Source organism: Secundilactobacillus paracollinoides (assembly GCF_001702155.1).
Lineage (GTDB): Bacteria > Bacillota > Bacilli > Lactobacillales > Lactobacillaceae > Secundilactobacillus > Secundilactobacillus paracollinoides.
Genome location: NZ_CP014912.1, coordinates 1279692 through 1304382, shown reverse-complemented (window position 1 = coordinate 1304382; position 24691 = coordinate 1279692). Strand labels below are relative to the sequence as shown.

The 24691-nt window shown below is 48.9% G+C and carries 19 protein-coding genes and 2 pseudogenes; 13 read left to right on the top strand and 8 right to left on the bottom strand.

Going from position 1 to position 24691, the window contains the following annotated elements:
• Window positions 1–6 precede the first annotated feature (6 nt).
• On the bottom strand, window positions 7–876 hold the full coding sequence (locus tag AYR61_RS05490) for a DegV family protein (protein WP_065902048.1): 870 nt from the start codon (window positions 874–876) through the stop codon (window positions 7–9).
• Window positions 877–1450: 574 nt separating this feature from the next.
• Here AYR61_RS05490 and AYR61_RS05485 point away from each other — a divergent pair.
• The 3 genes from AYR61_RS05485 (at window position 1451) to AYR61_RS05475 (ending at window position 6172) form a co-directional block, all read left to right on the top strand.
• Window positions 1451–2116 (top strand): EAL domain-containing protein, encoded by a 666-nt coding sequence (locus AYR61_RS05485; protein ID WP_056987070.1) that lies wholly within the window; start codon window positions 1451–1453, stop codon window positions 2114–2116.
• A gap of 636 nt (window positions 2117–2752) precedes the next feature.
• Window positions 2753–4612 (top strand): sensor domain-containing diguanylate cyclase, encoded by a 1860-nt coding sequence (locus tag AYR61_RS14855; protein WP_225356533.1) that lies wholly within the window; start codon window positions 2753–2755, stop codon window positions 4610–4612.
• 153 nt (window positions 4613–4765) lie between these two features.
• Window positions 4766–6172 (top strand): C69 family dipeptidase, encoded by a 1407-nt coding sequence (locus AYR61_RS05475; RefSeq protein ID WP_056987076.1) that lies wholly within the window; start codon window positions 4766–4768, stop codon window positions 6170–6172.
• Window positions 6173–6415: 243 nt separating this feature from the next.
• Here the strand turns inward: AYR61_RS05475 and AYR61_RS05470 are convergent, their stop codons facing one another.
• Together AYR61_RS05470 and AYR61_RS05465 are read right to left on the bottom strand one after the other, a co-directional pair.
• Window positions 6416–7744 carry a Na+/H+ antiporter NhaC family protein gene (locus AYR61_RS05470; protein ID WP_065902046.1) on the bottom strand — a complete coding sequence of 443 codons (1329 nt, stop codon included), beginning with the start codon at window positions 7742–7744 and terminating at the stop codon, window positions 6416–6418.
• Between the two features lie 316 nt (window positions 7745–8060).
• Window positions 8061–8624 (bottom strand): TetR/AcrR family transcriptional regulator, encoded by a 564-nt coding sequence (locus AYR61_RS05465; protein ID WP_065903810.1) that lies wholly within the window; start codon window positions 8622–8624, stop codon window positions 8061–8063.
• A 112-nt stretch (window positions 8625–8736) separates the two neighbouring features.
• On the opposite strand from AYR61_RS05465, the gene AYR61_RS05460 reads away from it, so the two are divergent.
• Window positions 8737–9621: an SDR family oxidoreductase gene (locus AYR61_RS05460; protein WP_083215494.1), complete on the top strand. Its 885-nt coding sequence runs from the start codon at window positions 8737–8739 to the stop codon at window positions 9619–9621.
• 84 nt (window positions 9622–9705) lie between these two features.
• Here AYR61_RS05460 and AYR61_RS05455 read toward each other — a convergent pair whose 3' ends face one another.
• Window positions 9706–10353: an SDR family oxidoreductase gene (locus tag AYR61_RS05455; RefSeq protein WP_225356518.1), complete on the bottom strand. Its 648-nt coding sequence runs from the start codon at window positions 10351–10353 to the stop codon at window positions 9706–9708.
• Here AYR61_RS05455 and AYR61_RS05450 point away from each other — a divergent pair.
• Window positions 10297–10704: pseudogene (locus AYR61_RS05450) on the top strand (response regulator transcription factor); the annotation flags it as partial. The gene AYR61_RS05455 and the pseudogene AYR61_RS05450 sit on opposite strands and share 57 nt — an antisense overlap.
• A gap of 13 nt (window positions 10705–10717) precedes the next feature.
• The gene (locus AYR61_RS05445; protein ID WP_065902040.1) at window positions 10718–12079 is read left to right on the top strand and encodes a HAMP domain-containing sensor histidine kinase; all 1362 of its coding nucleotides are present in this window, start codon (window positions 10718–10720) and stop codon (window positions 12077–12079) included.
• Window positions 12080–12139: 60 nt separating this feature from the next.
• Here the strand turns inward: AYR61_RS05445 and AYR61_RS05440 are convergent, their stop codons facing one another.
• The 4 genes from AYR61_RS05440 to AYR61_RS05425 all read right to left on the bottom strand — a co-directional run bounded on the left by AYR61_RS05440 (window position 12140) and on the right by AYR61_RS05425 (window position 15287).
• Complete coding sequence (locus AYR61_RS05440) at window positions 12140–13033, bottom strand: isocitrate lyase/PEP mutase family protein (RefSeq protein WP_065902038.1); 894 nt, start codon at window positions 13031–13033, stop codon at window positions 12140–12142.
• Window positions 13034–13789, bottom strand: a complete 756-nt coding sequence (locus AYR61_RS05435; protein ID WP_065902036.1) for an isocitrate lyase/phosphoenolpyruvate mutase family protein — start codon at window positions 13787–13789, stop codon at window positions 13034–13036.
• A 112-nt stretch (window positions 13790–13901) separates the two neighbouring features.
• Window positions 13902–14426: a hypothetical protein gene (locus AYR61_RS05430; RefSeq protein WP_191982286.1), complete on the bottom strand. Its 525-nt coding sequence runs from the start codon at window positions 14424–14426 to the stop codon at window positions 13902–13904.
• Between the two features lie 84 nt (window positions 14427–14510).
• Window positions 14511–15287: a helix-turn-helix domain-containing protein gene (locus AYR61_RS05425; protein ID WP_065902031.1), complete on the bottom strand. Its 777-nt coding sequence runs from the start codon at window positions 15285–15287 to the stop codon at window positions 14511–14513.
• A 969-nt stretch (window positions 15288–16256) separates the two neighbouring features.
• On the opposite strand from AYR61_RS05425, the gene AYR61_RS05420 reads away from it, so the two are divergent.
• The 7 genes and pseudogenes from AYR61_RS05420 (at window position 16257) to AYR61_RS05385 (ending at window position 24668) form a co-directional block, all read left to right on the top strand.
• The gene (locus tag AYR61_RS05420) at window positions 16257–17615 is read left to right on the top strand and encodes an MFS transporter (protein WP_083215492.1); all 1359 of its coding nucleotides are present in this window, start codon (window positions 16257–16259) and stop codon (window positions 17613–17615) included.
• A 423-nt stretch (window positions 17616–18038) separates the two neighbouring features.
• Complete coding sequence (locus AYR61_RS05410) at window positions 18039–18692, top strand: VTT domain-containing protein (protein ID WP_065902027.1); 654 nt, start codon at window positions 18039–18041, stop codon at window positions 18690–18692.
• Window positions 18685–19347, top strand: a complete 663-nt coding sequence (locus tag AYR61_RS05405) for a phosphatase PAP2 family protein (RefSeq protein ID WP_054707595.1) — start codon at window positions 18685–18687, stop codon at window positions 19345–19347. The genes AYR61_RS05410 and AYR61_RS05405 overlap by 8 nt, the downstream gene beginning before the upstream one ends.
• Window positions 19348–20276 (top strand): annotated as a pseudogene (locus AYR61_RS15500) (glycosyltransferase family 2 protein); the annotation flags it as partial.
• 2005 nt (window positions 20277–22281) lie between these two features.
• Window positions 22282–22713 carry a GtrA family protein gene (locus AYR61_RS05395; RefSeq protein WP_065902026.1) on the top strand — a complete coding sequence of 144 codons (432 nt, stop codon included), beginning with the start codon at window positions 22282–22284 and terminating at the stop codon, window positions 22711–22713.
• 558 nt (window positions 22714–23271) lie between these two features.
• Entirely contained in the window at window positions 23272–23724 is a 453-nt protein-coding gene (locus tag AYR61_RS05390) for a hypothetical protein (RefSeq protein ID WP_065902024.1), read from the top strand.
• The gene (locus tag AYR61_RS05385; protein ID WP_065928639.1) at window positions 23721–24668 is read left to right on the top strand and encodes an NAD-dependent epimerase/dehydratase family protein; all 948 of its coding nucleotides are present in this window, start codon (window positions 23721–23723) and stop codon (window positions 24666–24668) included. Before AYR61_RS05390 ends, AYR61_RS05385 begins: the two co-directional genes overlap by 4 nt.
• Window positions 24669–24691: the final 23 nt, after the last annotated feature.

The following is a 24691-nucleotide window of genomic DNA, read 5'->3' as shown; positions in this document are numbered from 1 at the left end:
TCCCTTTTAATGCGGCAGGTCACCAACTTGAACAGCAATGCCCACTAGGCCGGGACCGGTGTGAACCCCAAGTGCTGGGGACACATCACCAGTTAAAATCGGCTGGTCAGGCAATTTTCTTTGTAATTGGTGGACCACCTGATTCAGTAGCTCGAGATTAGCGCCATGCGTAACCGCAACTTGAAATGTCGTTCCCGGTACGCAGTGGTCTAACGCTAAGGCAACCAGCTTAGCAACTGCCTTAGTCTCTGTCCGCGCCTTGGCCACCGGATAGTAGATGCCATGTTCGTCACAGGAGATCACCGGTTTAATACTCAGCATCGTGCCGACTAATCCCGCTACCCTTCCGATTCTACCACCCGCACGCAGATATTTTAACGTTGGAATGTAAAAATAGACGTGACTTTGTAAAACAGAATCCTGTATGGCCTTAACGATTACCTCATACGAAAACCCAGCCTGAATGCATTTTTCGGCATAGGCGGCCTGTAACCCCGCACCGATGCCAATATTCTTGGTGTCAATAATCGTCACCGTTGCATCCTGTGTAACAGTGGCCGCGTTGTTAAACACTGTGTTCGTAACGGATAACCCGCTGGAGATCGTAATTCCAATAATCTGGTCATAGCCCCGCTGCTTTAAGGCTTCGATTCGTTGCTGAGTCTCGCCAATACTAGGACTCGCCGTTTTCGCTTGCGTATCAGACACGGCTTGTTTTTGATAAAAGTCATCTGGTGTGATCGTCACCCGATCCAAATACGCAACGTCATCGATCATCAGGTTCAACGGCACCACTTCAATATTGTCGTTGGCGGCCAGCACTGCAGACGGCACATCCGCCGCGGAGTCGACCAGTAAGCCAATTCGCGAATTCATAACCATGCTCCATTCTATCTAGTCTTTAAAACTATTTATGTAGTATTCTATACTATATTGAAAAGAAGTCAATTTCAGTTGGCCGACAAACTAAAATTAATCAGCAGTGACAGTTGTCATCCATACGTGTTTCAGGTATTCTAACGGTAAGTTATCTTGCTGACCATTTCACGAATCAGGCCGTCTTAGCTAACGACTACACCCGCATCGGCCCAAATCCTTCTGATTGGTCTAAGGCTTCTGATGCACCCGTAAACCATCTTGAGCAGCTATTAGTCGATACTGGTCTAATTAAACAAATAATATAAACAAACACCGGAAAGTGCCAGTTATCATGATGAGCAGGTATTTTCAATCAAAATTAATTACCGACAAATATGACAAATTAGTTGAAATTCTCGTCAGCAATTACTATAATAAGTGTGTGGAATGGTATATTTGAAACTGTGAAACCGATGCGACATTAATCACTTAAATAATTTTGCTCAAGCTCGATGAGAACCCTTTCGAGCATACGACCCGTACATGTGAAAGACATGTTTGGGCCGTTTTATTTTAACGTGGGGGCGTGCATATGCTAAAGTTCTATGGTCAGCCAAAATTTAGATCAGACGGAGCCACTCAACAGCCAATCGGCTATGAGCTTTTCATCCGTGAATATCAGAATAACCAGTGGTGTTTACCGCAGGATTTCTGTGCCATTACCGCTGGCCAAATTCAGCACCTATTATCTGACACTGTTCAGGCAATGCCCGACAACATCGAACTTCTTTCATTTAACCTCGAGCAAATTCAGTTTATTGATCCCGTCTTTACTGACGCCGTTGCCAGTGTGCAAGACACCACCGACATTCAGTTGTTTACCGAGTTAACGGAGCGCACTGACCCGCGTGTGACGCTCAACCAACTGTCACGCGCAGCTAAACGGTTCCATGACGAAGGCCTGCTTGTCTGCATCGACGACGTGGGCACCGGCGACAATACACCCGAACTTGTTTTAGCGTTAGACGATTACATTGATGAGTACAAGTTCGCGCTGCAAAATTTCCGACCATTTAACCATATTAGTGACATCGAATCGCACGTCTCATACTGGTACAACATGGCGCAAAAATATGACAAAATGCTCGCCATTGAGGGTCTGGAAAATGAAGAAGACTTGGAAGTCATCCGCACGAAGTACCCGTGCGACGTTATTCAAGGGTATTATACGGGGATGCCGGCATTGATAGAGTGTTAGAGTGCAAGAGTGCAAAACCAGGGGCGGTTAAGGAGTGGAGCCTAGTGGACTTTGCCCGTGAAAGCCCGGGCCTGGCTTTCGCGGGCGAAGTCCACTAGGTGCAACTCCTTGCCCCGTGTCGCACGTTTAGGCTAGGTAAGATAGTCAAACTATGTAAATCGCCACTTTAGCAAATTAACTATAGAAAATAAGTAAACTATATTAAAAACGTGTCGTTAGAAAGCGTTAAAAAAGTCAGGTACTGTTAAAGACCAGCCCTGACTTTTTCTGTCGAAGTCGACTAGGCGCAGTATCTCCCTCATTAAGCTAGAAAAATAGATTCCCCAGTACAAAAAAAATTTCCAACCCCAACTGACAAAAGTCAATTATCCACACTACATACAACTCAAAGAACAAACCCGCACTTACCCAGTAATAGATACAAATTCACTCATTCACATTGACGTTTATCACGTAAACACGTACAACTAAAGAAAAGTGTTTTGTTTCTCACCTCATCCGTACAACAACAAGCCCGTTGACGGCGGTATTTAGTGCAACATACCGCCCTTTTCGCATGTTATCGCCCACCAACTTGTTTGCATCATCACGAATGCAGGCACCCAAAATGTCAGGAGGCACAAAACGGTGCACGAAATGCAACTTGTCTCACTGGGACCTTGGCTCACCCAGCTACTGATCGCTATTTTCTTTATGTCAGGATTTGTCACCTACTACCTTAGGGTGTGGAATGACGTGTTTCAGCACAATACCAAGACGCATCGTCAGCAAATTGCTGGTCGACTCTACCTCATGGCGCTTGCCCTCGTAGTCGGCGGTATATTGCATCTTGCCGGCTATGTTGGGGCTTCAAACGCCATGATGTATCACAATATTGGTCTTTTTGTCCTCACCTTTCCGCTCTTGGACGATAAGATCAACCTCTGGGAATATTCGGAGCGGTCAATCGCCCTCATCAGTATTTGGATCGCGCACCATATCGGCGACCTCACCTCGGCCCGTTTTATGCTGTCGCTCCTTGGCCTCGTCGTTATCTTGGCGGCTATTCGACGCTATCACGAAAAAATTCGATTGACCTACTGGCTGGCATTGCCCGGAGCCGCTGTCCTCAGCATGCTCTTCTGGCTCACACTACCCAATGTTTCGGGTGGGATGCGCATGAGCTACGAAGTGGCCGCCGAAGCCATCATCATGTTTGTCTTAATGGCCGCCTTCACTAGCCGGTATTGGATCCAACAGTACTACCAAGAACAGCATAACGAGCACATGGCGCAACTGGCCAATTACGATGCGCTCACGAACGCTAAAACGTATTCGCACTACCAGCGCGACATTACCGAAATGTATGACGAATCGCGCCAAACACACAAACCGGTATCCCTAGTGGCACTGGATGTCGACCATTTTAAACTGATTAACGATAAGTACGGTCATCTTGTGGGAAATAAGGTGCTCGTCGGCATTGCGACCACCCTGCAGGACACCCTGCTAAGCTTCGACAGCAAGCCTCAAATTTACCGGACTGGTGGTGAGGAGTTCAATATCGTTTTCCCTGACATGGCACCAAGCGACGTCTTACCGATTATCACCAACTGTTGGGAGGCCGTCCGCAGCCACCCGTTCACGTACAACGACGACAAGATCAAGGTGACCATTTCGATTGGCGTCACCGCGCTAAATGATTGCGATACGTCCATTGAAGACGCTTATAAGCGCGCCGACGAAAATCTGTACACCAGCAAACGTAACGGTCGCGACATTATTACCGTGGATGGGGTTGTGCAACGTGTTCGCGCCGATTCTGAATCCGAAACGACATACGCCTACTTCACCCAAGGGATTCACGACCTCAGTCAGCCGGGCTGGCCACTCATCCGAAACGAGCTGTTGCTTCGTCAATACGACCACACCCGCGGCATCTGGGTACTGCCCAACAAGTTTGACCTAACCGCCAACAAGACCATCAGTCTGCTGCGAGAAGCGCTCGTCAACTGTTCATGCCGCAATGTTGCCATTAATTTGACCGCCTCTCAATTTTCAAATCCCCGCATCGCTGTGGACATCGTTGGATTCTATCAGAGCGGCGACGGACCCGATAACCTGACCGTCGAGATCATGGACATTCCGGAAACGGACACCGTTCAGCGGATCAGCGAGATCTACCGGGCTGGCGGCGTTCGAATTGAATTGGACGACGTTGGCAGTGACAACAGCTATGAACTCGCCAAGGATACGCTAAACTACGTCGATGGCTTGAAGTTTGCTCTCCAAAACATGCGGCACGAAAATAGTGCCACCCAGCTCACACAGCGAATCAATTTCTGGTACCACACGGCTAGAGCCGCAAAACTCGCCTTCACGATAGAGGGCCTTGAGGCCAAGACCGAAGTGATTGACATGGCGCACCAGTTAAACGTCTGTCTCGCGCAAGGCTACTATTTCGGCAAACCGCAACTGCCCCTTTTCGTTAATTCACCAGAAACAGTCGCCCGGTAAACGACTTCAAAACTAGGTTATTTGGCTTCTAAAACTGACGTTTACGTGAGTCTTGGAAGTCTTTTATTTACCGTCAAGTAGTAGCCTAAATTCCTATTCTGGCATAGAATAGAGAAGGATTAGATTACAAAAATGAAATGGAGCGATATGGTTATGACAAAGCGTATCAAAGGGTCTTGTACCACGATCCTCGTTGGTAAAAAGGCATCGATCGACGGCTCAACAATGATTGCCCGAAACGAAGACGGTGCGGGTCCATTAAACCCACAAAAATTCATTTTGGTGCAGCCTGAAGACCAGCCAAAACACTACAAAGCAGTTTTAAGCAAGGTTGAGATTGACTTGCCTGATAACCCGCTGCGTTACTCTTCAACACCTGACGCCACCGACGGCCACGGGATCTGGGCCGCAGCCGGGATCAACAGTAAAAACGTTGCGATGACAGCGACTGAAACCATCACATCAAACGCCCGCATCCTTGGCGTTGACCCACTGGTTGACGACGGGATCGGTGAAGAAGACATTACCACGATCACCTTGCCCTACATCAACTCAGCGCGTGAAGGGGTCAAACGGTTAGGTGCCCTGCTTGAAAAGTATGGCACTTATGAAATGAACGCCATGGCCTTTTCTGACAAGGATGAGGTCTGGTACTTTGAATCCATCGGTGGCCACCACTGGGCAGCGATTCGGATTCCTGACGACGCGTACGTTGTTGCACCCAACCGATTAAACATTGACGACTTCGATTTTGCGTCAGAAGATACATTGTTCGCGGCTGATCTGCCAGAACTCATTGAGACTTACCATCTGAACCCAGATTCAGACAAGGTCAACCTGCGCCACATTTTCGGCAGTGCAACGGTCAAGGATACCCGTTACAACAACCCACGCGCCTGGTACGGCCAAAAATACTTCAACCCAGAATTTGATACCGACCCAATTGATCAGGACCTGCCCTTTATTTGCCGGACTGACAAGAAGATCAGTGTTGAAGACCTGAAGTTTGTTTTGAGTTCTCACTACCAAAACACGCAGTACGACCCATACGGTACCGGCTCTGAAGCCGACAAGAAGAAGTTCCGCCCAATCGGTATCAACCGGAACCAGGAACTGCACATTTTGCAGATTCGAAACGATGTACCGGCAGAAATCGCTGGGATTCACTGGTTAGCCTTTGGACCAAACACGTTTAACGCCGTTATTCCGTTCTATGCCAACATTAACGACACACCAGAAGCCTACAAGAACACCACCGGTGACTGTGATCCAGCTAACATGTATTGGTTGAGCAACATCTTGGCACTCTTGGGCGACAGCAACTTTGCGTTGTACGAAGACCAGGAGAACCTGTTTGAAGAAAACACGGTGGCCGATTGCCGCAACATCCAGATCAAGGCGGATAAGGAAGTCGCTAACCAGAGCGATACCGCAGCCTACCTGACTGAAGTGAACGCAAAGATGGCCGATGTTGCGAAGAAGTATGCGAACACGCTGTTAGGCCAAATTTTGGCGTTGGGTGAACCTCAGATGAAGTTGCAGTTTACTTTGAACGATTAAAAGCAAGAGTGTGGAAGGAGGCGGTTAAGGAGTGGAGCCTAGTGGGCTTTGTCCGTGAAAGCCCGGGTTTGGCTTTCGCGGGCGAAGTCCACTAGGTGCAACTCCTTGCCTCCTGGAACACGTTTCGGCAACGTAACCATAAAACCACGTCGCCAACAAAACAATAAACACAAAACAGGCGCCCTTCACATTTGAAAGGCGCCTGTTTTGTGTACAACTATCATATTCATTTAAAACAGCGTCCTATTCCGCCGAAGCCGAAAACTGCTTCCGTCCATCTCGAGGTGAAAATCGCGTCAACAAGAAAATCACCGACACGATGCCGAGCACGATGCAGTACCAACTGTAAGGCACAATTGACACCGCAGAGATCTGCGCAATTCCCGCCGCCATCAAGAGTTGACCACCATAGGGAATCAACCCCTGACCAACGCAGGAAAAGACGTCAAGAATGCTAGCAGTATACGATTTTGAGATATGGTAGGTATCCGCCAAGTCGTTTGCAATAGGCCCCGCAATCATGATGGAGACCGTATTATTCGTTGTGATCACATCTAGTAGCAAAATCAGAAACGCAATCGCGAACTTCCCACCGAGCTGTCCGTTCGCGTGTTTCGTAATTTTATCCAGTAGCCATTGAATCCCGCCCATGTGTGTCATGAGTGCGGCCAAGCCACCAACAATCAGCGAAATAAACGCGATGTCACCCATAGATAACATGCCCTTGTGGATGGCATCCAGGGCCGCAACGAACCCGAAATCACCGTAGATCATTCCGATCACCACCGCAGAAACAATGCCCAGCGTGAGGACGATCATGACGTTGATATTCATAAACGACAGCCCAATGACAATGATATACGGTAAAATTTTAACCCAGTTGATCGTGCCAAGATTGCCAACGTCACCGCTTCCAACCGTAACAGTCGCCAGCAAGACGATCGTGATCAGCACCGCTGGCACGACCATGATCGTGTTTGTTTTAAACTTATCAAAAATGGTCACGCCCTGCGTTTTCGCCGAAACAATTGCGGAGGCCGAGATCAACGACAAATCATCGCCAAACATGGCGCCGCTAACCACGACACCAGCCATCAGCGGCATACTAATATGCCCGATGGTGGCGATACTGGCAGCGATTGGCATCAGCGCCGCAACAGTGCCCATTGAAGTGCCCATCGCAAAACTAATGATGCAGCCAAGAATGAACACACCAGGAACCAAGAATGGTCGCGGCAGATAGGTCAGCCCAATGTTGGTGACTGTTTCAACAGCATGCATGGACTTGGTCACGTAATAAAACCCACCGGCCAGCATGAAGATAACGATCATCAAGATCATGGTCTCCTGTCCTGCACCTTTGAAAAAGACGGTCAGCTTATCTTCAAACGTATCGTTTTTATTGTCACCCTTGAGCGCTAAGGCCACGATACTGGCCAAAATCATGGCAATGAGCAATGGCATATTGTCGAAATTCCTGGTAATGATGCCGGAACTAATATATAAAATCAAAAAGAAAATGAACGGAATGAGACCGATAAAGTTCCCCTTTGGATGGTCGTTATTCTGCAAAAAAATTCCCTGCTTTCTAAAATCTCATTGTTCATTCTATCGGATTTGAGGGTATTTCTCATGAGGGTTTGGTAAGAGCGTGGAAGAAAACGGGTTGAGGGCGGAACCTAAGCAACTTTGGGCGGAAATGCCCGAACTTGGCATTTGCGCCCGAAGTTGCTTAGGCAGTAGCCCTCAGTTTTCTGGAACGCGTTTCAGCTATGTGGCCTAGAATACCTTTTAAAAAGGGGTTTCGTAAAACAAATCAAACAAAAAAAAGCCGAGTACCAATCAATCAGGTACTCAGCACTATAGTACATACACCACAAATCTATCGCTAAACTGCAACAGCATCCCAAATCATCGCCCGAATCGGCGCAAATTCAGCTGAATAGCCGTGATTTCGCACGAGGTCACTATACCGGCGAACCAAGCCAAACACTACGGTCATGTGAAATCGCGGATCAACTGGTTTTAAAATACCGGCGTCAATCCCGTCCTGCATGAGCGCCTGCACAGTCTGGTCATCGCTTGGCAACGCGTCTTCAGCTGCCACTGGGGTATGCGGCATCGCCTTGATCTGTTCTAGAATCGTCATCGTATCCCACTCCGTCACCGCAAGCTCGCCCATGGCGTCAATGTAGGCTTTCAAGCGTGTTGTGAGATCAGCCGTTTGATCAATCCGGGCATCAAAAAACGCCTTAACGCGGGCCTGTTCATGATGAAAAACGCTGAGTAGGAGCTCGTCCTTATTTTTAAAATAGATGTAAACATTGGACTGGGCGATGCCCACCATTTTTGCCACCTTGGTCGTCGAGACTGCCGCGACGCCATCGGAAATGATAATATCTCGGGCTGCCTGCAACAGCTGTTCAGTTTTATGCGTGTCTTTTTTCTTCATGTTATTAATCATACCGAGTTTTTTTAATAATTCAAGGTTGACAAAGGATAACTGTATCTTTTATAATTGCCAGCATAAAAGATACAGTTATCCTTAATAAAAGAAGGCAAAAATGATGAAAATTACATTAATTGGGTCACTCGGTCATATCAACCGCTACACCATCCCTGCACTGGTTGCTCAGGGACACGATGTCACTGTGATTACTAGCTCTCAGGACCGTGTTGCTGAAATTGAAGCACTCGGTGCCCAGGCCGCCGTTGGTTCTATCTTCGATGTCGCCTTTCTCACCAAAGCGTTTACGAGTGCCGATGCCGTGTACTTGATGGTCACCGCATTTCTCGGTGAGGAAACCGCCTATGATGCAGCGACAAAACTGGCAACGATCTACAAACAAGCTTTGGCAAATGCGCAGGTCAAACGCATCGTCAATCTCAGCAGCATTGGTGCTGATCAGGGAGATGAAGTTGGCGTTCTTCACATCTACAACATCATTGAAGGAATCTTGGCAACGCTGCCTGACGTCACCATTACTAACGTGCGCGCAGTTGGCTTCTTTTCAAACATGTACGGCAATTTGGCGACGATCAAGGCGCAACACGCCATCGTGCACAACTATGCCGACACCGTTGAAACTGGTTGGACAGACCCTAAGGACATTTCTGCTGCCATTGTGACTGCCCTGAATGACCCGCAACCCACTAACGGTGTCCACTACGTTATTAGTCAGTGGCTGACCGGTCAAGAAATCGTTGCGGCGTTTGCGGATGCCTTAAACATTCCTGATCTCCACTGGGTTCAGATTTCAGATGACCAGTTAAGGGCTGGGATGCTGCAGTCAGGGGCCTCTGAAGACGCCGCTCAAGGCTTTACATTGATGGGCGCTGCGCAACGCAATGAGGCTTTTTACGCAGATCTCCGCAAGGCCGCACCCGTCTTAGGGACCGTTAAACTGACAGACATTTTGCCTGGATTAGTTGCTGCGTACCAAAAATAAGGCCTTTGTATTTAAACATAAAATGAGACTGGGAAATGGGTAATTTCTCAGTCTCGTTTTATGTTTAAGTTATGATTTTAAATGCTATCTTGCTGTCCAACCGCCATCCGCTTTGATTACGTCACCATTCACAAAGCTGGAATCTTCTGACCCCAAGAAAACTGCCACTGCGGCAATCTGTTCCGGTTGTCCCATCGGTGAGTCATTCGCACCTGTGGCCGCAATTGCTTGGCCACCAAGGGGATCCGGATCCGTGATACTGTTACCGATGTTTGTGGCAACACTCCCGGGAGCGATTGCATTGGCGCAGATGTTTCCAAACGTGCCATAGGTGGCGGCAATGTTCTTCGTCAACCCTAATAGACCGTGCTTTGAAGCAGCGTATGCCGCCCCACCACGTGCACCGTACAGACCGCCGACTGAGGCATTATTGATAATGACCCCACCGTGTTCCTGATCCTTCATCACGTTGATGGCTTCACGACTTGCTAAGAATGGCCCGGTCAGGTTGATGGCAATGACCTTGTTCCAGAGATCATCTGTGACGTTACCAACAGTCTTGAAGTTATCCATGATACCAGCATTGTTCACGAGAATATCAAGCTGCCCATAGGTTTCAACAGCTTCCTTAACTAGATTCTTAATATCATCTTCCTTAGACATATCTGCGACAACGCTAATGGCAACGTCACCAAGCCGTTTGACATTGAGGAACTGCTGGCTCGAATGCAAGTTGTTTTACGCCGTCCCCGCCAAATTTCCGGCAGCCAGACCGATGACGTTTACCAATTAGATGACCTCGTAGTGGACACCACCAAACTACAGGTCATGCGCGGTGACCACAACATTCAGCTGACCCAGCGTGAATTCAACCTGCTGTTGGAATTGATGAAAAATGTGGGCAAGACGTTTACGCGTGACGAATTGCTAGATGCGATTTGGGGCGTTAATTTCGACGGCCAGCCCAACATTGTCGACGTCTACATCCGTTACCTGCGCAATAAGATCGACCGTTTCCCCGACAAGACCAAGCTGATCCACACGGTCCGCGGTGTGGGGTATGTCTTGTCCGTCAACGACTAAGTGAGGCACCGCTATGGCAAAATTAAGGCAAAACAGCTCCGCAATTATGCTGCGCAGTTTCCTATTCTTAGTCACATTGATCATCCTGCTGTCCAGTCTCACCACAGTGGTTGCGGTGGGTCACGAATTGCTGGAAACGAGCGCGGTTGATTCACAGCACGTGATCAATAGTCTTGAAAACACCGTTATCGACGGCAACGACGACTGGAAAAATTGGCGGTTGAACAGCACGCTTGATACCAGTACCAGTCAGGTACTGGTCCATAATATGCGCAAAGATGCGGATGCCAAGTACTACTATTCGCCTGGGACAAAGCGGCTGCTCAAACACAGACAAACCAAAATTCCGTTTATTGAAAACTTGTACTACGTTGATGACACTGGCTTTGAATACTACAACACGGGCCATGCGAAGGGCATCAACTATCAACTTTGGATGAGCCTGAATGATCAGGTCGCCCTCCTATTGCGGGTGGTGATCGTGGCCATTTTCATCCTTATTTTGACCCTGTTCATTACACCCTTTTACATCAAAGTGATCTCTCAGCGCATCACGAAACCGCTCAGTGCCCTGACAGATAGTGCCGGAACTGCATCGACCGGAAATCAGCAAAAATCGTTTATGCTGCCCGTCCCTAAACGGCCAACGGAAGTCACCGACCTCGCCAACAGTTTTAACCGCCTGTTAAGTCAGCTGTACAAGCAGTCAGAACAGGAAAAACTCTTTATTTCAAACGCGGCGCACAAACTGCGGACGCCGATTGCAACCATCCGCAGCCACGCCCAACTCATTCAGCGGCGCGGTAAAGAACATCCAGAAGTTATCGCTAAATCGGTCAACTACATCAACGATGAATCCCACCAAATGCAATCGCTGGTGGAAGAACTATTGAGCCTTTCGCGCGCCGATCGGGCAGTCTTACCACTCGCCCCGTATGATCTTAGTGCCTCATTGACTGAGATTGCTGATAAAATGCGGCCTGAATTGCAGCAGCAACTGACGACTGTCATCCCTGAAAACATTCACATTACCGCGCACGCAGATAGTATCGAGCAGATCATCATTAACCTGCTCAACAACGCCGGAAAGTACACACCGGTCAGCGAACCGATTCAACTGGTCCTGTCGACAACGACCAATCACGTACGCATTCAGGTGATCGATCAGGGTGCCGGCATCACCGATGCGGATAAAGCGCACATTTTTGAACGCTTTTACCGCAGCAGTGATATCCGCGGCACGATTGCTGGAACTGGATTGGGACTTGCCATTGCCAGTCAGTTAGCAGAACTGAACCACGCGACCTTAACTGTTGCGGATAACGAACCGCATGGGACGATTTTTTCGCTGACGTTTACGAAAGATGAGCATTAAAAAAATTCACAAAAAAAGGGAACCGAAATGGGTTCCTTTTTTTGTGCGATCAACAACGGCTTAAAGCTGAATCGGTGCAGTAGCGTACTTCTGTTCCAAAGCATTAATGTCGTCTAGCCCAATGAACTTGTTGAATTGTGGGAAGGTCACCATTTGATCCATTTGATTCTTGGTTGTGCCAAGCGTCACCATGTCCTTAAGCAACCGCTCCGTTGCAAAGGCTTCGGTGTACACGAGCACGTTCGGGTGAACGGCGATTGAAAAGCCCATGTCGTGAATCTCGTCGTTGGTCATCAGCGGCGTTTTGCCATTTTCAATCATGTTAGCCATTACTGGCACATCCGGGAAGCTGTCAGCCACTTTTTGCATATCAGCCTTGGTCTTCGGTGCATCAACAAATACCAGATCTGCTCCGGCTTCATGGTAGTGGCGAGACCGGTCAATGGCGCTTTGCAGCCCTGTCACGGCGTATGCATCCGTCCGGGACATAATCAAGAAATCATCATGCTGTCGCGCATTGACAGCCGCTTTGAGTTTACTGATCATCACGTCTTCGGGCACAATTGTCTTGCCATCCATGTGCCCGCATCGTTTTGGCCAGGTTTGGTCTTCAATGAAAAGACCAGCTGCACCCATGTTTTCGTACACGCGCACCAACCGGGCAATGTTTTGCTCATCGCCGTAACCGGTGTCGGCATCAATAAACACGGGAATGTCGACGGCGTTGATGATCTCGCGGGCGCTGTTGCTCATGAGGCCGAAGTCGGCGATCCCGCGATCTGGTTGGGCGAGTTTGTTAGCTGAGGTGGCATACCCTGCTTGGAAAATGGCTTTGAATCCTGACCGTTCCGCAATTTTGGCACTTAAGGCATCCGGAGCCACAACCAAATTGACCAGGTCACCGCTGAAACACATTTCTTTAAACGCTGCTCTCATCCGATCTGCTTTTGTCATTTATCTTGCCTCCACTTCTGCGTTGAATGCTTGAATTGCCAGTTGTTCGGCCTGTTTGCGGGCTGCTGAAATCGCTCCTGTGTGAAAGACCGCTGTAAAATGACTTGCCGGTTCGCCACTAAAATAGCCGTCCCGGACATCGTTTATCACCGCGCCGATCGCCTGCGTTTCTGCCAAGGCGTCAACAGCCGCAAAGGTGTCCTCACTGACATGGCCCACCAAAATGACATCGGCGAGGTTATGTTGTTTCAAATAAGCTACCCGCTTTGCTAAACCATCCGCACCGTAGGCTTGCACACCATCTAATTCTGCAAACAACAGCGTCTGCGCATCGTCAAACGCATCCTTGGCCGCCTTCAGTTTCGCCACAAAATCGCTAAAGGCAATGATGGCAACTTCTGCGTCATTGGTGTGGGCCGGGAAAATCTGGTCGTTGATCACCAGACCGGCAGCACCCGAGCGTTCTAGATTCTGAGCGACAAAGTAAGTGGTCAGTTGATTACCAAACCCCGATTCGGCGTCCACAATGACTGGCCCGGTTACGTTTTCCTTCACGTGACGCAGGACATCGCCCATTTCAGACGGTGATGTCAGACCCTCGTTTGTTTGCCCTAACTGTGTCCGGACAACATCGTAGCCGTTAAGATAGGCGGCTGAGAACCCCGCCTCTTGTACCGTTTGTGCTGACTGTGCATCCGCAACGCCAGGAATAATCGTCTGGTCGTCACTGGTAAATGTTGCTGCTGTGATTGTCATATGTATGCCTCCGTTTATTAAAATTTGATTAGCAACTGACTGTCATTCTAGCGCCCGTTTGGTATCTAAAAAAGGTCACTCTTTCATCATCAAGTAATGAAAAAATGACCTTTTATATCCGAAATTCCTGTAATGTTGCCCAATCACGATGGTTCGGCGGCGTGTTGATTGAAATGAGCGGTTGCGATACCGCGATATCCATATTTGTGACGACAAGATCACATTCTGACCGCTTCGGGACAAACTGAACGCGATATTGATCCGAAAGATGCGCAACAAGTTGCGCCTGAAGCCATGACCGATAAGCGGGCGCCGCATCAAGTGCTAAAAAGACCCGTAGCGGCGGATTCAACACGCTCGTATCAAAATAGCGCAGCACTAATGGAATCAAATTTGCTAACAAATAAGACTGATTTTGAAAGGCGTCGTTATCCGTCTCGGCACACTTTTTTAACAGGTCAGCTAGAGTTGCGACCACCCAGGGGCGTTGTTGCGTCAGTGTTTGTTGTAAACTATCACGTTCTAATATCAGCCCACCCTTTGGAAAAATCAGCGTATAACTGTGCATCCGATCCAGCTGATAACAAATTTCCTGCGTATCCTGTTCAGTCAGTTGCTGATCAAATCGCGCTTCCAACGCTGTCAGTAGTTGATGAGTGGCCTGACCAACCAAGTGGCCGACACTGAGTTGAACGGGCTGTTGCCGGATACAGAAAAACGCTCAGCAGTAACTCAAAAAGACCGCTTCCTGCCCTGCTGGCATGAGTGGCGTCATCCACTGAGCAACCGGCCGTGTGTGAATCTGTGCTTCCAAAACGGCTTGCGGCAATTCAATCAGATGTCCCAGACGTTGTCGTTGCGTTGAAATGACCCACCAATAGGCAAGCTGCAACTGCGCCGCTTCTCCTAAATGAATTTGCCGGTCGCTTAGCCAACTTTGAATCTTATCAATAATGGCCACCTGTGAATACTGTGGAAAAGGCCACTCAAAGTGTGAATAAGTCTCCCAGTACACTCGGTAGTAGCACAACCGAATCAACGCTTCATTGCCAACCAGTTCATTACTGGCGGGTGAATACCGCAGTCCGAACAGCGCCAAGTGGGTTTGTAACGCCTTTACGTGCCGTTTGGCAGTCGAATCACTGACAAAGTTCAGGTCATTAAATTGGCTTAAACTGTGAACCTTCCCATCAAACGTCGCTTTTAACAGTATCGTCAGCAGCGATTCATCCGTCAGCAACAACATGATCTGATTCAAATTCACGGTCGCACGCCGATGAAACTGCACGCCAGTTTTAGGCGACACTGTTAGTGCCATGTCAGCCGCTGAAAAATGCTGTTGAATCAAGGATTGCAGTGCTGCAAGATGTGTTTTAACCGTGTTGCGATCCACGTTTAACGCCCGGGCAACCTGGCCAATTTGAACCGTTTCAAGTTGGTCGTCCAGATACCGAATCAACTTAACATTAATCGTATCGCGACTCATAAATGGCTGCATGGTGGCACTTCCTTTCTGTGATAACTCCCAACTGGTCTTATTATACTTGATGCCTACCGGTGGTTATAGTCGTCAAACCACTTAAATCAATCGGATCTTTCTAGTCGTGTTACGAATTCTATCAATCAATTGTTATCAGTGACTAGCAGATTGTGAGAAGCATTGTTGTCAATGATCTTACTAGCAGTCGAGGGCGGATTCTCCGCAAACTATTTTTAATGAAATTGCGATGCTTAACTAGTTGTACAAAGTAATCTCAACGTCAGTGGAATGGAACGATTTGGCACGGAGCAGTGGTGTCGAAGATGCCAGAGTGTGTAGCAAGCCGGTTAGAATGCGGAGTGTAAGGGCCTATTGGCTGAAATCCCGGGCTTGGATTTGAGTCAATAGGTCCTTACACAGTAGCGTTCTGGCTTGCGGAACACGTTTCCACAATGTAACAGTCGAACTGGCCATTTAGTGACATGCGAGACGATGAAGATCCACTCGAGAGCCGCGCAGCGGAGTGCCAAATCGTGGAATGCAACGGACTATCACCTAGCAATGGAAGCCCCAATCAATCACGCGATTATGAATCATCTGACGACTCAGGCTTTATATAAAATGAGAATACAATTAGAAAACCGTTGACATTTCTAATTATAAACTAGTAAAATAGCTTCTGTTAAGTTAATACAACGTGATGAAGAGGATTCATGGAGTCGAGATAAGCGTCATGTCAAGCGAGCGCCGGTGGTGGAAAGGCGTCACGACCTTATCTTGAAAGATGAATGACCCAGTTAGCTTTTTCGAGAGCTAGTGGTTGGACCGCCACTATCAGGTCAGAGTATGAATACGTACTCGTTGAGGCAGCTCGTGTGAACGGGTTGCGAATACAGGTGGTTACCACGCGGAAGCGTCCTTGAACGATTAACTCGTTTGAGGGCGTTTTTATTTTTCATCACAACATTTACTAAGGAGGATACACATATGTCAGATCGCGCAATGTCAGCACCAAGCACCACCGACGCTTACCAGCCAAAGGTGGCCGACGCATTATTACATAGAATGAACGCCATTCAAACGACAAAGACGTTTCGCCGCATCTTTTTCCTGACGGCAGCTGGTCTGTTCTTAGACGCTATGGATATTTACCTCGCCAGTGGGACAATGAGCTCCTTTACGGCAACTCATTTTTCCACCACAGCGCAAAACTCCGTCTTCCTATCACTGGGCTTTTTAGGCCTATTTATCGGGTCAGTGGCCGCAGGTGTCATTGGTGATACCAAAGGCCGGATGAAGGCCTTCCAGTGGAACCTGTTGCTGTTTGGTGTCTTTACCTTCATCGGTGCCTTCGCGCCCAACATGACTATTTTAATTATCAGCCGGTTTATCAGTGAAATTGGGCTGGGCGCTGAACTGGTCACCAGTTTTTCCATCATCAACGAATTCGCACCAGTCAAAACGCGTGGTAAATGGTGCACCACGGCCTCGTTTATCGCCAACATCGGCGCGCCTATCGCAATGGTACTCTGTTTGATCGTTATCCCCCGCTTTACTTGGCGTGGCATGTTCTTCATCAGCGGCATTGCTGCCATCATTTTCAGTTACTTCCGTCACAACTTGCCAGAATCGCCCCGTTGGAACATTGAACACCAACACTACGACGCTGCGGCAGAAACGTTGGACATACTGAATGCCGAAATGGATGCTGAGCATAAGGCACCTGCTGAAGTGGTTGAAAAAACGAGCACCACGGAAAAATCCGATGTCGATAAACACCTGGGCCGCAATACATTCGTTGCGATTGCCCTCGCCATTGCCGCCATGGTGTGTCAATATACGTTTACCTCATGGGCACCCACCCTTTTGGTCAAACAGGGTGTGAACATTGCTAATTCGCTGGTTTATTCAACCCTAATGATGATCGGTGCGCCAGTTGGGGCCTTCATCGGTTCACGACTGGTTGAAAGAATCGGCCGGAAACTCAACATCATTATTGCCTTTGCGCTGGTGGCCGTCTTCGGTATCACGTATGCCCACCTAAATTCACCCGTCGGCATCGTCATCGTTGGCTTCCTGCTCACCTGCTGCTTCTACATTCTCAACGCCACGATCATTGGTGTTTACGTCACTGAACTCTTCTCAACCAAGTACCGGTTCCGCGGATCAGGCGTCGCAAATGGGTTGGCAAAACTCGCTAACTTTGGGATGCCATACCTGGTCGTCTTCTTCCTGAGTGTCTCCTCCGTCAGCATGGTACTCTATTTCATTGCCGGTTTGGCTATTGTTGCTGCAATTATCGCGTTTGTTTGGGGACCGGAGACGACTGCTAAGCAGATTGATTAGGGTAACCTGCCTTGTTATGGCGTTAAGCGATCCTTTAGGAAATACCGAGAATGAACTATCTTGTTCATCTAAATGGAACCTTGCTAGATCCTTTACTGGATTTCAGTGAGGTTCTTTTTTGTGTTTGCTGCATTTTTTATAAACTGTAGGGGTGGTCTTTCTTGGCGACATAGCCGAAGCGCGCTCCACAAACCAAAGACTTGCACAGAGGGGGACTATTTTACAAAATCCAAGCCCGGGATTTTATAAAATAGTCCCCCTCTACTCCAGTCTTTAACCGGTTTGTTCCGCGCTCTCTGAAATTTTCTCATTTTCAATTTATTTTCCCCCTCTTTTTCAACCACCCCCTTCCCGCTATGATAGACGGTGTTATCAATACTACTAAAAACACTTAACCGAAATACACCGAAAAGGGGTCTTTCCATGATCACTGCATTACTTGCATCAATTTTCAACATTCACCATCTGTTGCCGATTCTGATCAGTCAGTACGGTGCCTGGGTTTACGTTGGGTTATTTGCCGTTATTTTTATCGAAACTGGTCTGGTTGTTTTCCCTTTCTTGCCGGGCGACTCGCTCCTATTTTTAAGCGGGTCGCTGGCCGCCATGGCTTCGCATCCGTTAAACCATCTCGTGCTCATTGGGCTGCTTTCCCTCGCGGCCATCGCGGGTGATAGTGTCAACTTTGAAATTGGCCACCGTTTCGGTCACCGGCTAACCTCACCAAGGTGGCAACGCGTGATCAAACCGCAGCACCTTGCATCGGCGCAACGGTTCTTTAAAAAACACGGCAACAGTGCCATCTTCCTTGGACGCTTTATGCCGATCATCCGGACGTTGATTCCATTCACTGCCGGCGTTAGCAAAATGCCGTACCGCAAATTTATTTTGTATAACATCCTGGGTGGCGTTGCTTGGGTTGCCATTGCCATTCTTTCCGGCTACTTCTTTGGCAATATCCCGGTCGTGCAAGCTCACTTTGAACTGATCATGATTGCCATTGTGGTGGTTTCGATCTTACCAGCTGCCATTGCTACCCTCGTCAAAAATCGTAAAGGACCTAATCTCAATGCGTAAACAACCGCTGTGGCTAGTGGTCGGCGGAACTGCCCTAGTCCTCTTTTTGATTCTCACGTCAGGCGTGGTGACACACGCGGCCTGGCTGCACTTATTTGATCACCATTTTCAGATACTGTTATCTCACTTTGATAATCCGAATCGCACGTTCACCCTCAAAGAAGTCTCTCTCTTGGGCAGTCCTGCGGTAAATCTGGCCATTGCGACAACGCTGGCCGGCTGTTGCTGGTTCATTCACGACCGATTCAACGCTATCTGGATCATGTGCGCGGAACTTGGCGCTGACGGCGTGGCGTTTGTCACTAAGGAACTCGTTCGCCGGCCGCGGCCAAGTGCCCAGTTGGTGCCCGACACTGGCTTTAGTTTCCCAAGTGGTCACACCATTAGCACTGCCACGCTTGTCCTCATCGTCATTTTTGTTTTAGTGCCCTACTTCAAAGACCAGGAAGCGCAACTCGCAATCTCCCTACTAGCCGTCATTTGGCTAGCGGTCATCGTGTTTGCGCGGGTCTATCTGCGTGACCATTATCCAAGTGACGTCCTGGGTGCGCTATTGCTGGCACTTGTTTGGTGGTCCGCCATGCGTGTCACCTATCTTAAGCTGATCGCCCCGCGACTGGCGCGTCACGCCCAAGGAGAGAAAGAAGTGAATTAGATGGAAAAACTAACCATCGTCGTCCCGGCTTACAATGAGGAGGAGCTCCTCCACGAAAGCCTGCAGACGCTGTTAAAGATTGAGGATCAGTTGATTCAAAACCAGTTATTTGATTTCAAATCCAACATTGTTGTCGTTGACGATGGGTCCACCGACCGCACTTGGGACATCATTACCGAAGAAAATCGGGTTAATTCACGGATTACTGGGATAAAGTTCAGTCGCAATTTTGGCCATCAAAACGCGTTGATGGCAGGGATGCAGGAGGCTGTTAAAACCGCGGCAGCCGTGGTGACCATCGACGCTGACCTGCAGGATGATCCGGCTGTGATTCCCGAAATGGTTGACCAGTTTGTTGCCGGCAAGGACATCGTTTACGGGGTGCGAAACAACCGTGAAACGGACACTTGGTTCAAACGCAATTCCGCCCTGCTGTTCTATCGGACCCTAGCGTTTTTAGGCGTGCGCATGGTCCAAAATCACGCCGACTTTCGCTTGATGTCAAAACGAGCCGTCAAAACACTGTTGCAGTACCCCGAACGTACCTGTTTATCCGCGGGGTGATCCCCATGCTGGGGTTCTCGTCAACCAAAGTTTATTACAAGCGCCGACCGCGAACAGCCGGTAAATCTAAATATCCGCTTAAGAAAATGATTTCTTTTGCCTGGGAAGGGCTTACATCGCTGTCAATAGCCCCCGTTCGTGCTATATTGGTTCTTGGAGTAATCACCGTACTACTCGGTGTCGCAGCGCTCGTTTATTCGTTACTGTCAAAGTTCCTTGGCCTCGCCGTTCACGGCTGGTCATCGCTGATGATTTCCATCTGGATCTTAGGGGGATTACAGATGGCCAGTCTAGGCATCATCGGCGAATACGTTGGCAAGGTCATGAACGAAGTTAAACAGCGCCCGCGTTTCACAATTGAAACCATAGTTGGGGGGCAACTCATGATTAAAGGCAAACCACTGATGAACGTGCTGCCGCTGCTGTTAAGCGGTGGCGTTTTGATTGGCATCCTATCAAACATTATCTATCCAAAAAATTTCTGGGTCAGCTGTCTGGTCTTGATCGGTTGTTTACTGGTCTGGGCCTTTTGGCGGCCTTTTAAAGTTTTGGTGGACCGCTTCAATTACCGTCAGATCACAACGATCACCGGAATCGGCTTAGTTGTGATCTTTATACTGCAACTTTTGGAACTGCATTTTTTCCCGGCCACTGTCTACCATGATCCGTTTCGGGTCATCTACCAGGCCGAGCTCTTGAGCCGCGGTCACTACGATTGGGGCAGTACCCTTTATTTCTGGCGCTTCCCAAATAACGTGCCGATCACGTATATGTTGGCCGAATGGTTGAAGATCACCAACGTGTTTCACCTCACCACCAACACGGCGATCCACCTCATGTCGATTGGGTTCTTAGACGGCTTCATCGCCATCTGTCTGCGGACGATTCACCGCTTCAGTAAGCGAAACGACCTTGTGCTGGGCATGCTGCTGTTCTTTCTCTGCAGCCCATTTGCGTACACCTACTACCTGCAGGTCCTGTATTCTGACCTGCCGATTCTTTTCTGCCTCGCCGTCAGCTTCAACATCATTGCCCGCTGGCAGCAGTACCAGCGGTGGGAAAAGTGGCTAGCTGGCCCAACATTATTTTTAACCATCGTTTTAGGCCAATTGGTCAAACCCAACCTCATTGTGTTAGCCATCGCCACCGTATTGATCATCGTGGCCCTGTTCATCCGAGATCGTAAACGACTGGTCAAATACGGCCTCCCGCTGGCAATCGTTTTAATTGGGTTTGCCGCATCCGTTCCCGCGCAGGCTGGCGTGTTTAAAGCGGCCCACTTCACCAATAATCCCACGTACGAAGTGCCGACCGCCCACTGGATCTGGATGAGCTACAACCCACAGGGAACCGGTAAATACATGTTTGACGACGTGCAGACCGAAGCTAAACTTCCTAATGAAGCCGCCCGAAAACAGTTTCTTAAAACGGCTCTGCCCGATCGGTTACGCGCGTTGGGACCCGTTGGCGTTGTCAAACGCTGGTTGCAAAAAGCCGCCATCTTATTGAACGTTGGCGGTATCCAACAGTCCTACATGGGCGGGTTTCGCCAGGCACCAAGCTGGTATCTCGACCACCAAAGTCGGATCCACTTTCTCAGCGAAGTGGTCATGCGCGTCTATTTCGTGACGTTTGACTGCTATATTTTGATGAAGTGCATTGCGTTGATGAAACGCAAACAGTCCCTGACCGTTCCCGTTATGGATCTCGCCATTTTAACGGCCTTAGGCTATCTGGCATTCCACACCTTCCTCTGGGAAACGGAGAACCGGTACGGACAGGCACTGTTCCCGTTGCTACTCATGATCATGGCCTTGCCAACCCCAGTCCTCCAGTATCCGGCATGGATGAAACGCCCTAACAGTCGGCAAACACTGACTTGGGGGTCCGTCATTCTGGCAAGTACCATTCTGGTATTATCCGTCATCCCGTTAACGTCGCATAAACGCGTGATCGTGGCTGCTCAGCGCAGTCAATTATCCCTGCAATTCGACGCGAAACCAACCGCCATGCAGCCGGGAACTACGATGACACAAAACGTCACCGTGAACCGGGCAATCAACGACTTTACGCTTCAAAAAATACCCGGCTCACAGGCCCAAGCATGGTTGGTCAACCAGAAGACTCATGCCCGATATGGGTTGACTAGCGGCCGCGACAACTACTTTACGAAGCAGCAACTGCCACAGGGCACCTATCAGATTCAGATTAAAAATACCACTCAGCGCGCGCAACTTGTCTCACTCGTCAAAATGCAACGCTACAAATTAGCGGCTGATCCGCTCAAAATCAACACGCACGCCTATCCACACAGCAGTTTTATCTACACCGCTGCTGCGCGTTAGACGCGACCAGTAAGGAAGTCATTCAATGATTAAAATCAAGCAATTATGGCACCAATACGCCAGTGTCATCAGCTATCTCGTTTTCGGCGTGTTAACCACCCTTGTTAACATTGGGGTTTTCGACATCCTCGACACCCACGCCCACTGGAACTATCAGGTCGCCACGGTCATCGCCTGGTTCGTTTCCGTCCTCTTTGCCTACATCACCAACAAGCTGTGGGTCTTTGATTCGAAAACAACCACCTCACAAGCATTTCTCACCGAACTTGGCTCGTTTTTCTTCTTTCGAATCGTCTCTTTGTTTATGGACATGGGCATGATGTGGCTGGGCATCTCAGTATTGCATGCTTCGCCGTTGCTCACAAAGGTGATCGATAACGTGGTCATCGTTGTCGTCAACTACCTGTTTAGTAAAGTGTTTATTTTCCGGAAGCAGGCGACGCAGGAAGAAAACTGAGGATTCAGTTGCCGGTTTCACTGCCAATCGCCATTGGTAAACTCACCAAATCTGACTAATTAACTTAGCCACTCACCAAAAACGAAACTGGGCTAAAAATAGCAGTTTCCTAACGACGCGAATTTCGATTTCATTTGAAGGTCACGTCGTTTTTGTGTCACGTCTCTTGTTTACTACCAAGAATTTTTCGAAGCACTGTTGTCAAGGACGGATTGCTCTTCAACCATGGATTAACGCCATTGTGATACTTAACTGGTGGTAGAAAGGTAGCTCACCGTCACTGGAATGCAGCAATTTGAGAGGTTGTCGTGGTGTCGACATCAGTTAGCGACCGTTCTATGGTCGGTTACTGATGTGCGAGACGATGGCCATCCATTTAGATGGCACTGGTTCAGTTGAATTAGGGGCATCGCGAGCCACGACAACGACCCGCCAAATTGTGGAATGCAACGGCCTGTACCCAATACTAGAAAGATACTCCGCCCTCAAAACGCCTTGCTGCACGTTTCATTAGTACATGTGCTATAATAGTCTCAAACGAAAAAAGGAGCGATGATGATGGCACAGACAGTCGCTCAAAAAAAGGCGCAACAAAAATACAATGCGAAACACAAGGAACAGCGCAAACTGATGTCCTATCGCAATACTGCTCGGGTATTTATCCGCAGCTATGCGACTGATGACGACCTTGCTGAACTGCAAACCTTGATGATGTCGCGGTCATTGGTTAACCGGGAACGGGCGCAATTGCCCACAGTTGAAGCCTACATGACTGCACATGATCTCGCTGATAAATTGATTATCTGGGACCGACCAGAAGACCTGTTAACTGCTCGGCAAGCTGATGACGATACAACCGACTGGCAGGCCTGTTTTGATGAAACCATCGCGCCCCATTTTAACCGTGACGAACCCGTGATTGAGTTTAAAACCACTGGCCAATCAAAGTATTACAGTTGTTCGCAAGCTATTGCCATTCTTGACTGGCAAGATCAGGGGGCCTCATCATGATCCAAAACGTTCTTGTTCTAGGTGCGACGGGCGGCACCGGGACTGCAATTGTCGATGCCTGTCTCGCACGTGATTTAACTGTGACCGTATTCGGTCGATCACTCACAAAATTACGCGCCCACTTCCCGTCACACGTGTCGTACGCCCAGGGAGACGTCTTTGATGTCGCCAGTATCGTGACTGCTGGTGCCGAAGCAGACCTCATTATTCAGTGTGCCGCCGTGCCCTATCACGAGACCGTGGCGCGCCAGTTACCCTTAGCTGAAAGCGTCATGACAGCGGCGAAGCAATTAGGTGTCCGGGTAGTTTACGTTGACGGCATCTACGCTTATGGTGCCAGCACTGGTCACCCCGTCTCGGAAACGGCCCCGTTGCGCCCCATTTCTAAAAAGGGACAGATCAAAGCACAACTCACCCAATACCTTTTCAGTGACACCTTTCACAGCGTGCCCACCTGCCTAATTCGGCTACCCGACTATTTTGGACCCAGCACCCAAGCCAGCAGCTATCTCGGGTTAACAATGATGGGCATCGCCGCCTGCAAACCCACGTTTTACATTGGCAGCCGCAGTGTCTCGCGAGAATACGTCTTCCTGCCAGATGCCGCTGAAATGATTTTAAATGTGGCATTGAGTAAAACCAACTTTACTGGGATTTGGAACATTCCCGGTCAGCAGATCACTGGTGACCGGCTGATTAAACTCGCGAGTGATGCTTCGGGAGATCACAAACCGTTGTTCACCCTCACAAAACCGGTGCTACGCCTTTTAGGGCTGTTTGATGCCGACCTCAAAGAAATTGTAGAGATGTACTATCTCACAAAAAAGCCCGTCATCTTGGATGGGCGCAAATACCAAGAAGCCTTTGGTGACCTCATTGAAACGCCTTTTGAACGCAGCGTGCCGTTTACGATCGGGCAAATTGCCTTAGCGCACCAAAAGTAGCACAACGCAAAAAGTCACGATCA

What these genes read in the sequence shown, in the direction of transcription:
- AYR61_RS14855 (WP_225356533.1), top strand. Translation starts at nt 2,753, where the DNA reads ATGCAACTTGTCTCACTGGGACCTTGGCTCACCCAGCTACTGATCGCT.
- AYR61_RS05410 (WP_065902027.1), top strand. Translation starts at nt 18,039, where the DNA reads ATGATCACTGCATTACTTGCATCAATTTTCAACATTCACCATCTGTTG.
- AYR61_RS05385 (WP_065928639.1), top strand. Translation starts at nt 23,721, where the DNA reads ATGATCCAAAACGTTCTTGTTCTAGGTGCGACGGGCGGCACCGGGACT.
- AYR61_RS05490 (WP_065902048.1), bottom strand. Translation starts at nt 876, where the DNA reads ATGAATTCGCGAATTGGCTTACTGGTCGACTCCGCGGCGGATGTGCCG.
- AYR61_RS05445 (WP_065902040.1), top strand. Translation starts at nt 10,718, where the DNA reads ATGGCAAAATTAAGGCAAAACAGCTCCGCAATTATGCTGCGCAGTTTC.
- AYR61_RS05440 (WP_065902038.1), bottom strand. Translation starts at nt 13,033, where the DNA reads ATGACAAAAGCAGATCGGATGAGAGCAGCGTTTAAAGAAATGTGTTTC.
- AYR61_RS05465 (WP_065903810.1), bottom strand. Translation starts at nt 8,624, where the DNA reads ATGAAGAAAAAAGACACGCATAAAACTGAACAGCTGTTGCAGGCAGCC.
- AYR61_RS05475 (WP_056987076.1), top strand. Translation starts at nt 4,766, where the DNA reads ATGACAAAGCGTATCAAAGGGTCTTGTACCACGATCCTCGTTGGTAAA.
- AYR61_RS05435 (WP_065902036.1), bottom strand. Translation starts at nt 13,789, where the DNA reads ATGACAATCACAGCAGCAACATTTACCAGTGACGACCAGACGATTATT.
- AYR61_RS05395 (WP_065902026.1), top strand. Translation starts at nt 22,282, where the DNA reads ATGATTAAAATCAAGCAATTATGGCACCAATACGCCAGTGTCATCAGC.
- AYR61_RS05485 (WP_056987070.1), top strand. Translation starts at nt 1,451, where the DNA reads ATGCTAAAGTTCTATGGTCAGCCAAAATTTAGATCAGACGGAGCCACT.
- AYR61_RS05390 (WP_065902024.1), top strand. Translation starts at nt 23,272, where the DNA reads ATGGCACAGACAGTCGCTCAAAAAAAGGCGCAACAAAAATACAATGCG.
- AYR61_RS05460 (WP_083215494.1), top strand. Translation starts at nt 8,737, where the DNA reads ATGATGAAAATTACATTAATTGGGTCACTCGGTCATATCAACCGCTAC.
- AYR61_RS05425 (WP_065902031.1), bottom strand. Translation starts at nt 15,287, where the DNA reads ATGCAGCCATTTATGAGTCGCGATACGATTAATGTTAAGTTGATTCGG.
- AYR61_RS05420 (WP_083215492.1), top strand. Translation starts at nt 16,257, where the DNA reads ATGTCAGATCGCGCAATGTCAGCACCAAGCACCACCGACGCTTACCAG.
- AYR61_RS05405 (WP_054707595.1), top strand. Translation starts at nt 18,685, where the DNA reads ATGCGTAAACAACCGCTGTGGCTAGTGGTCGGCGGAACTGCCCTAGTC.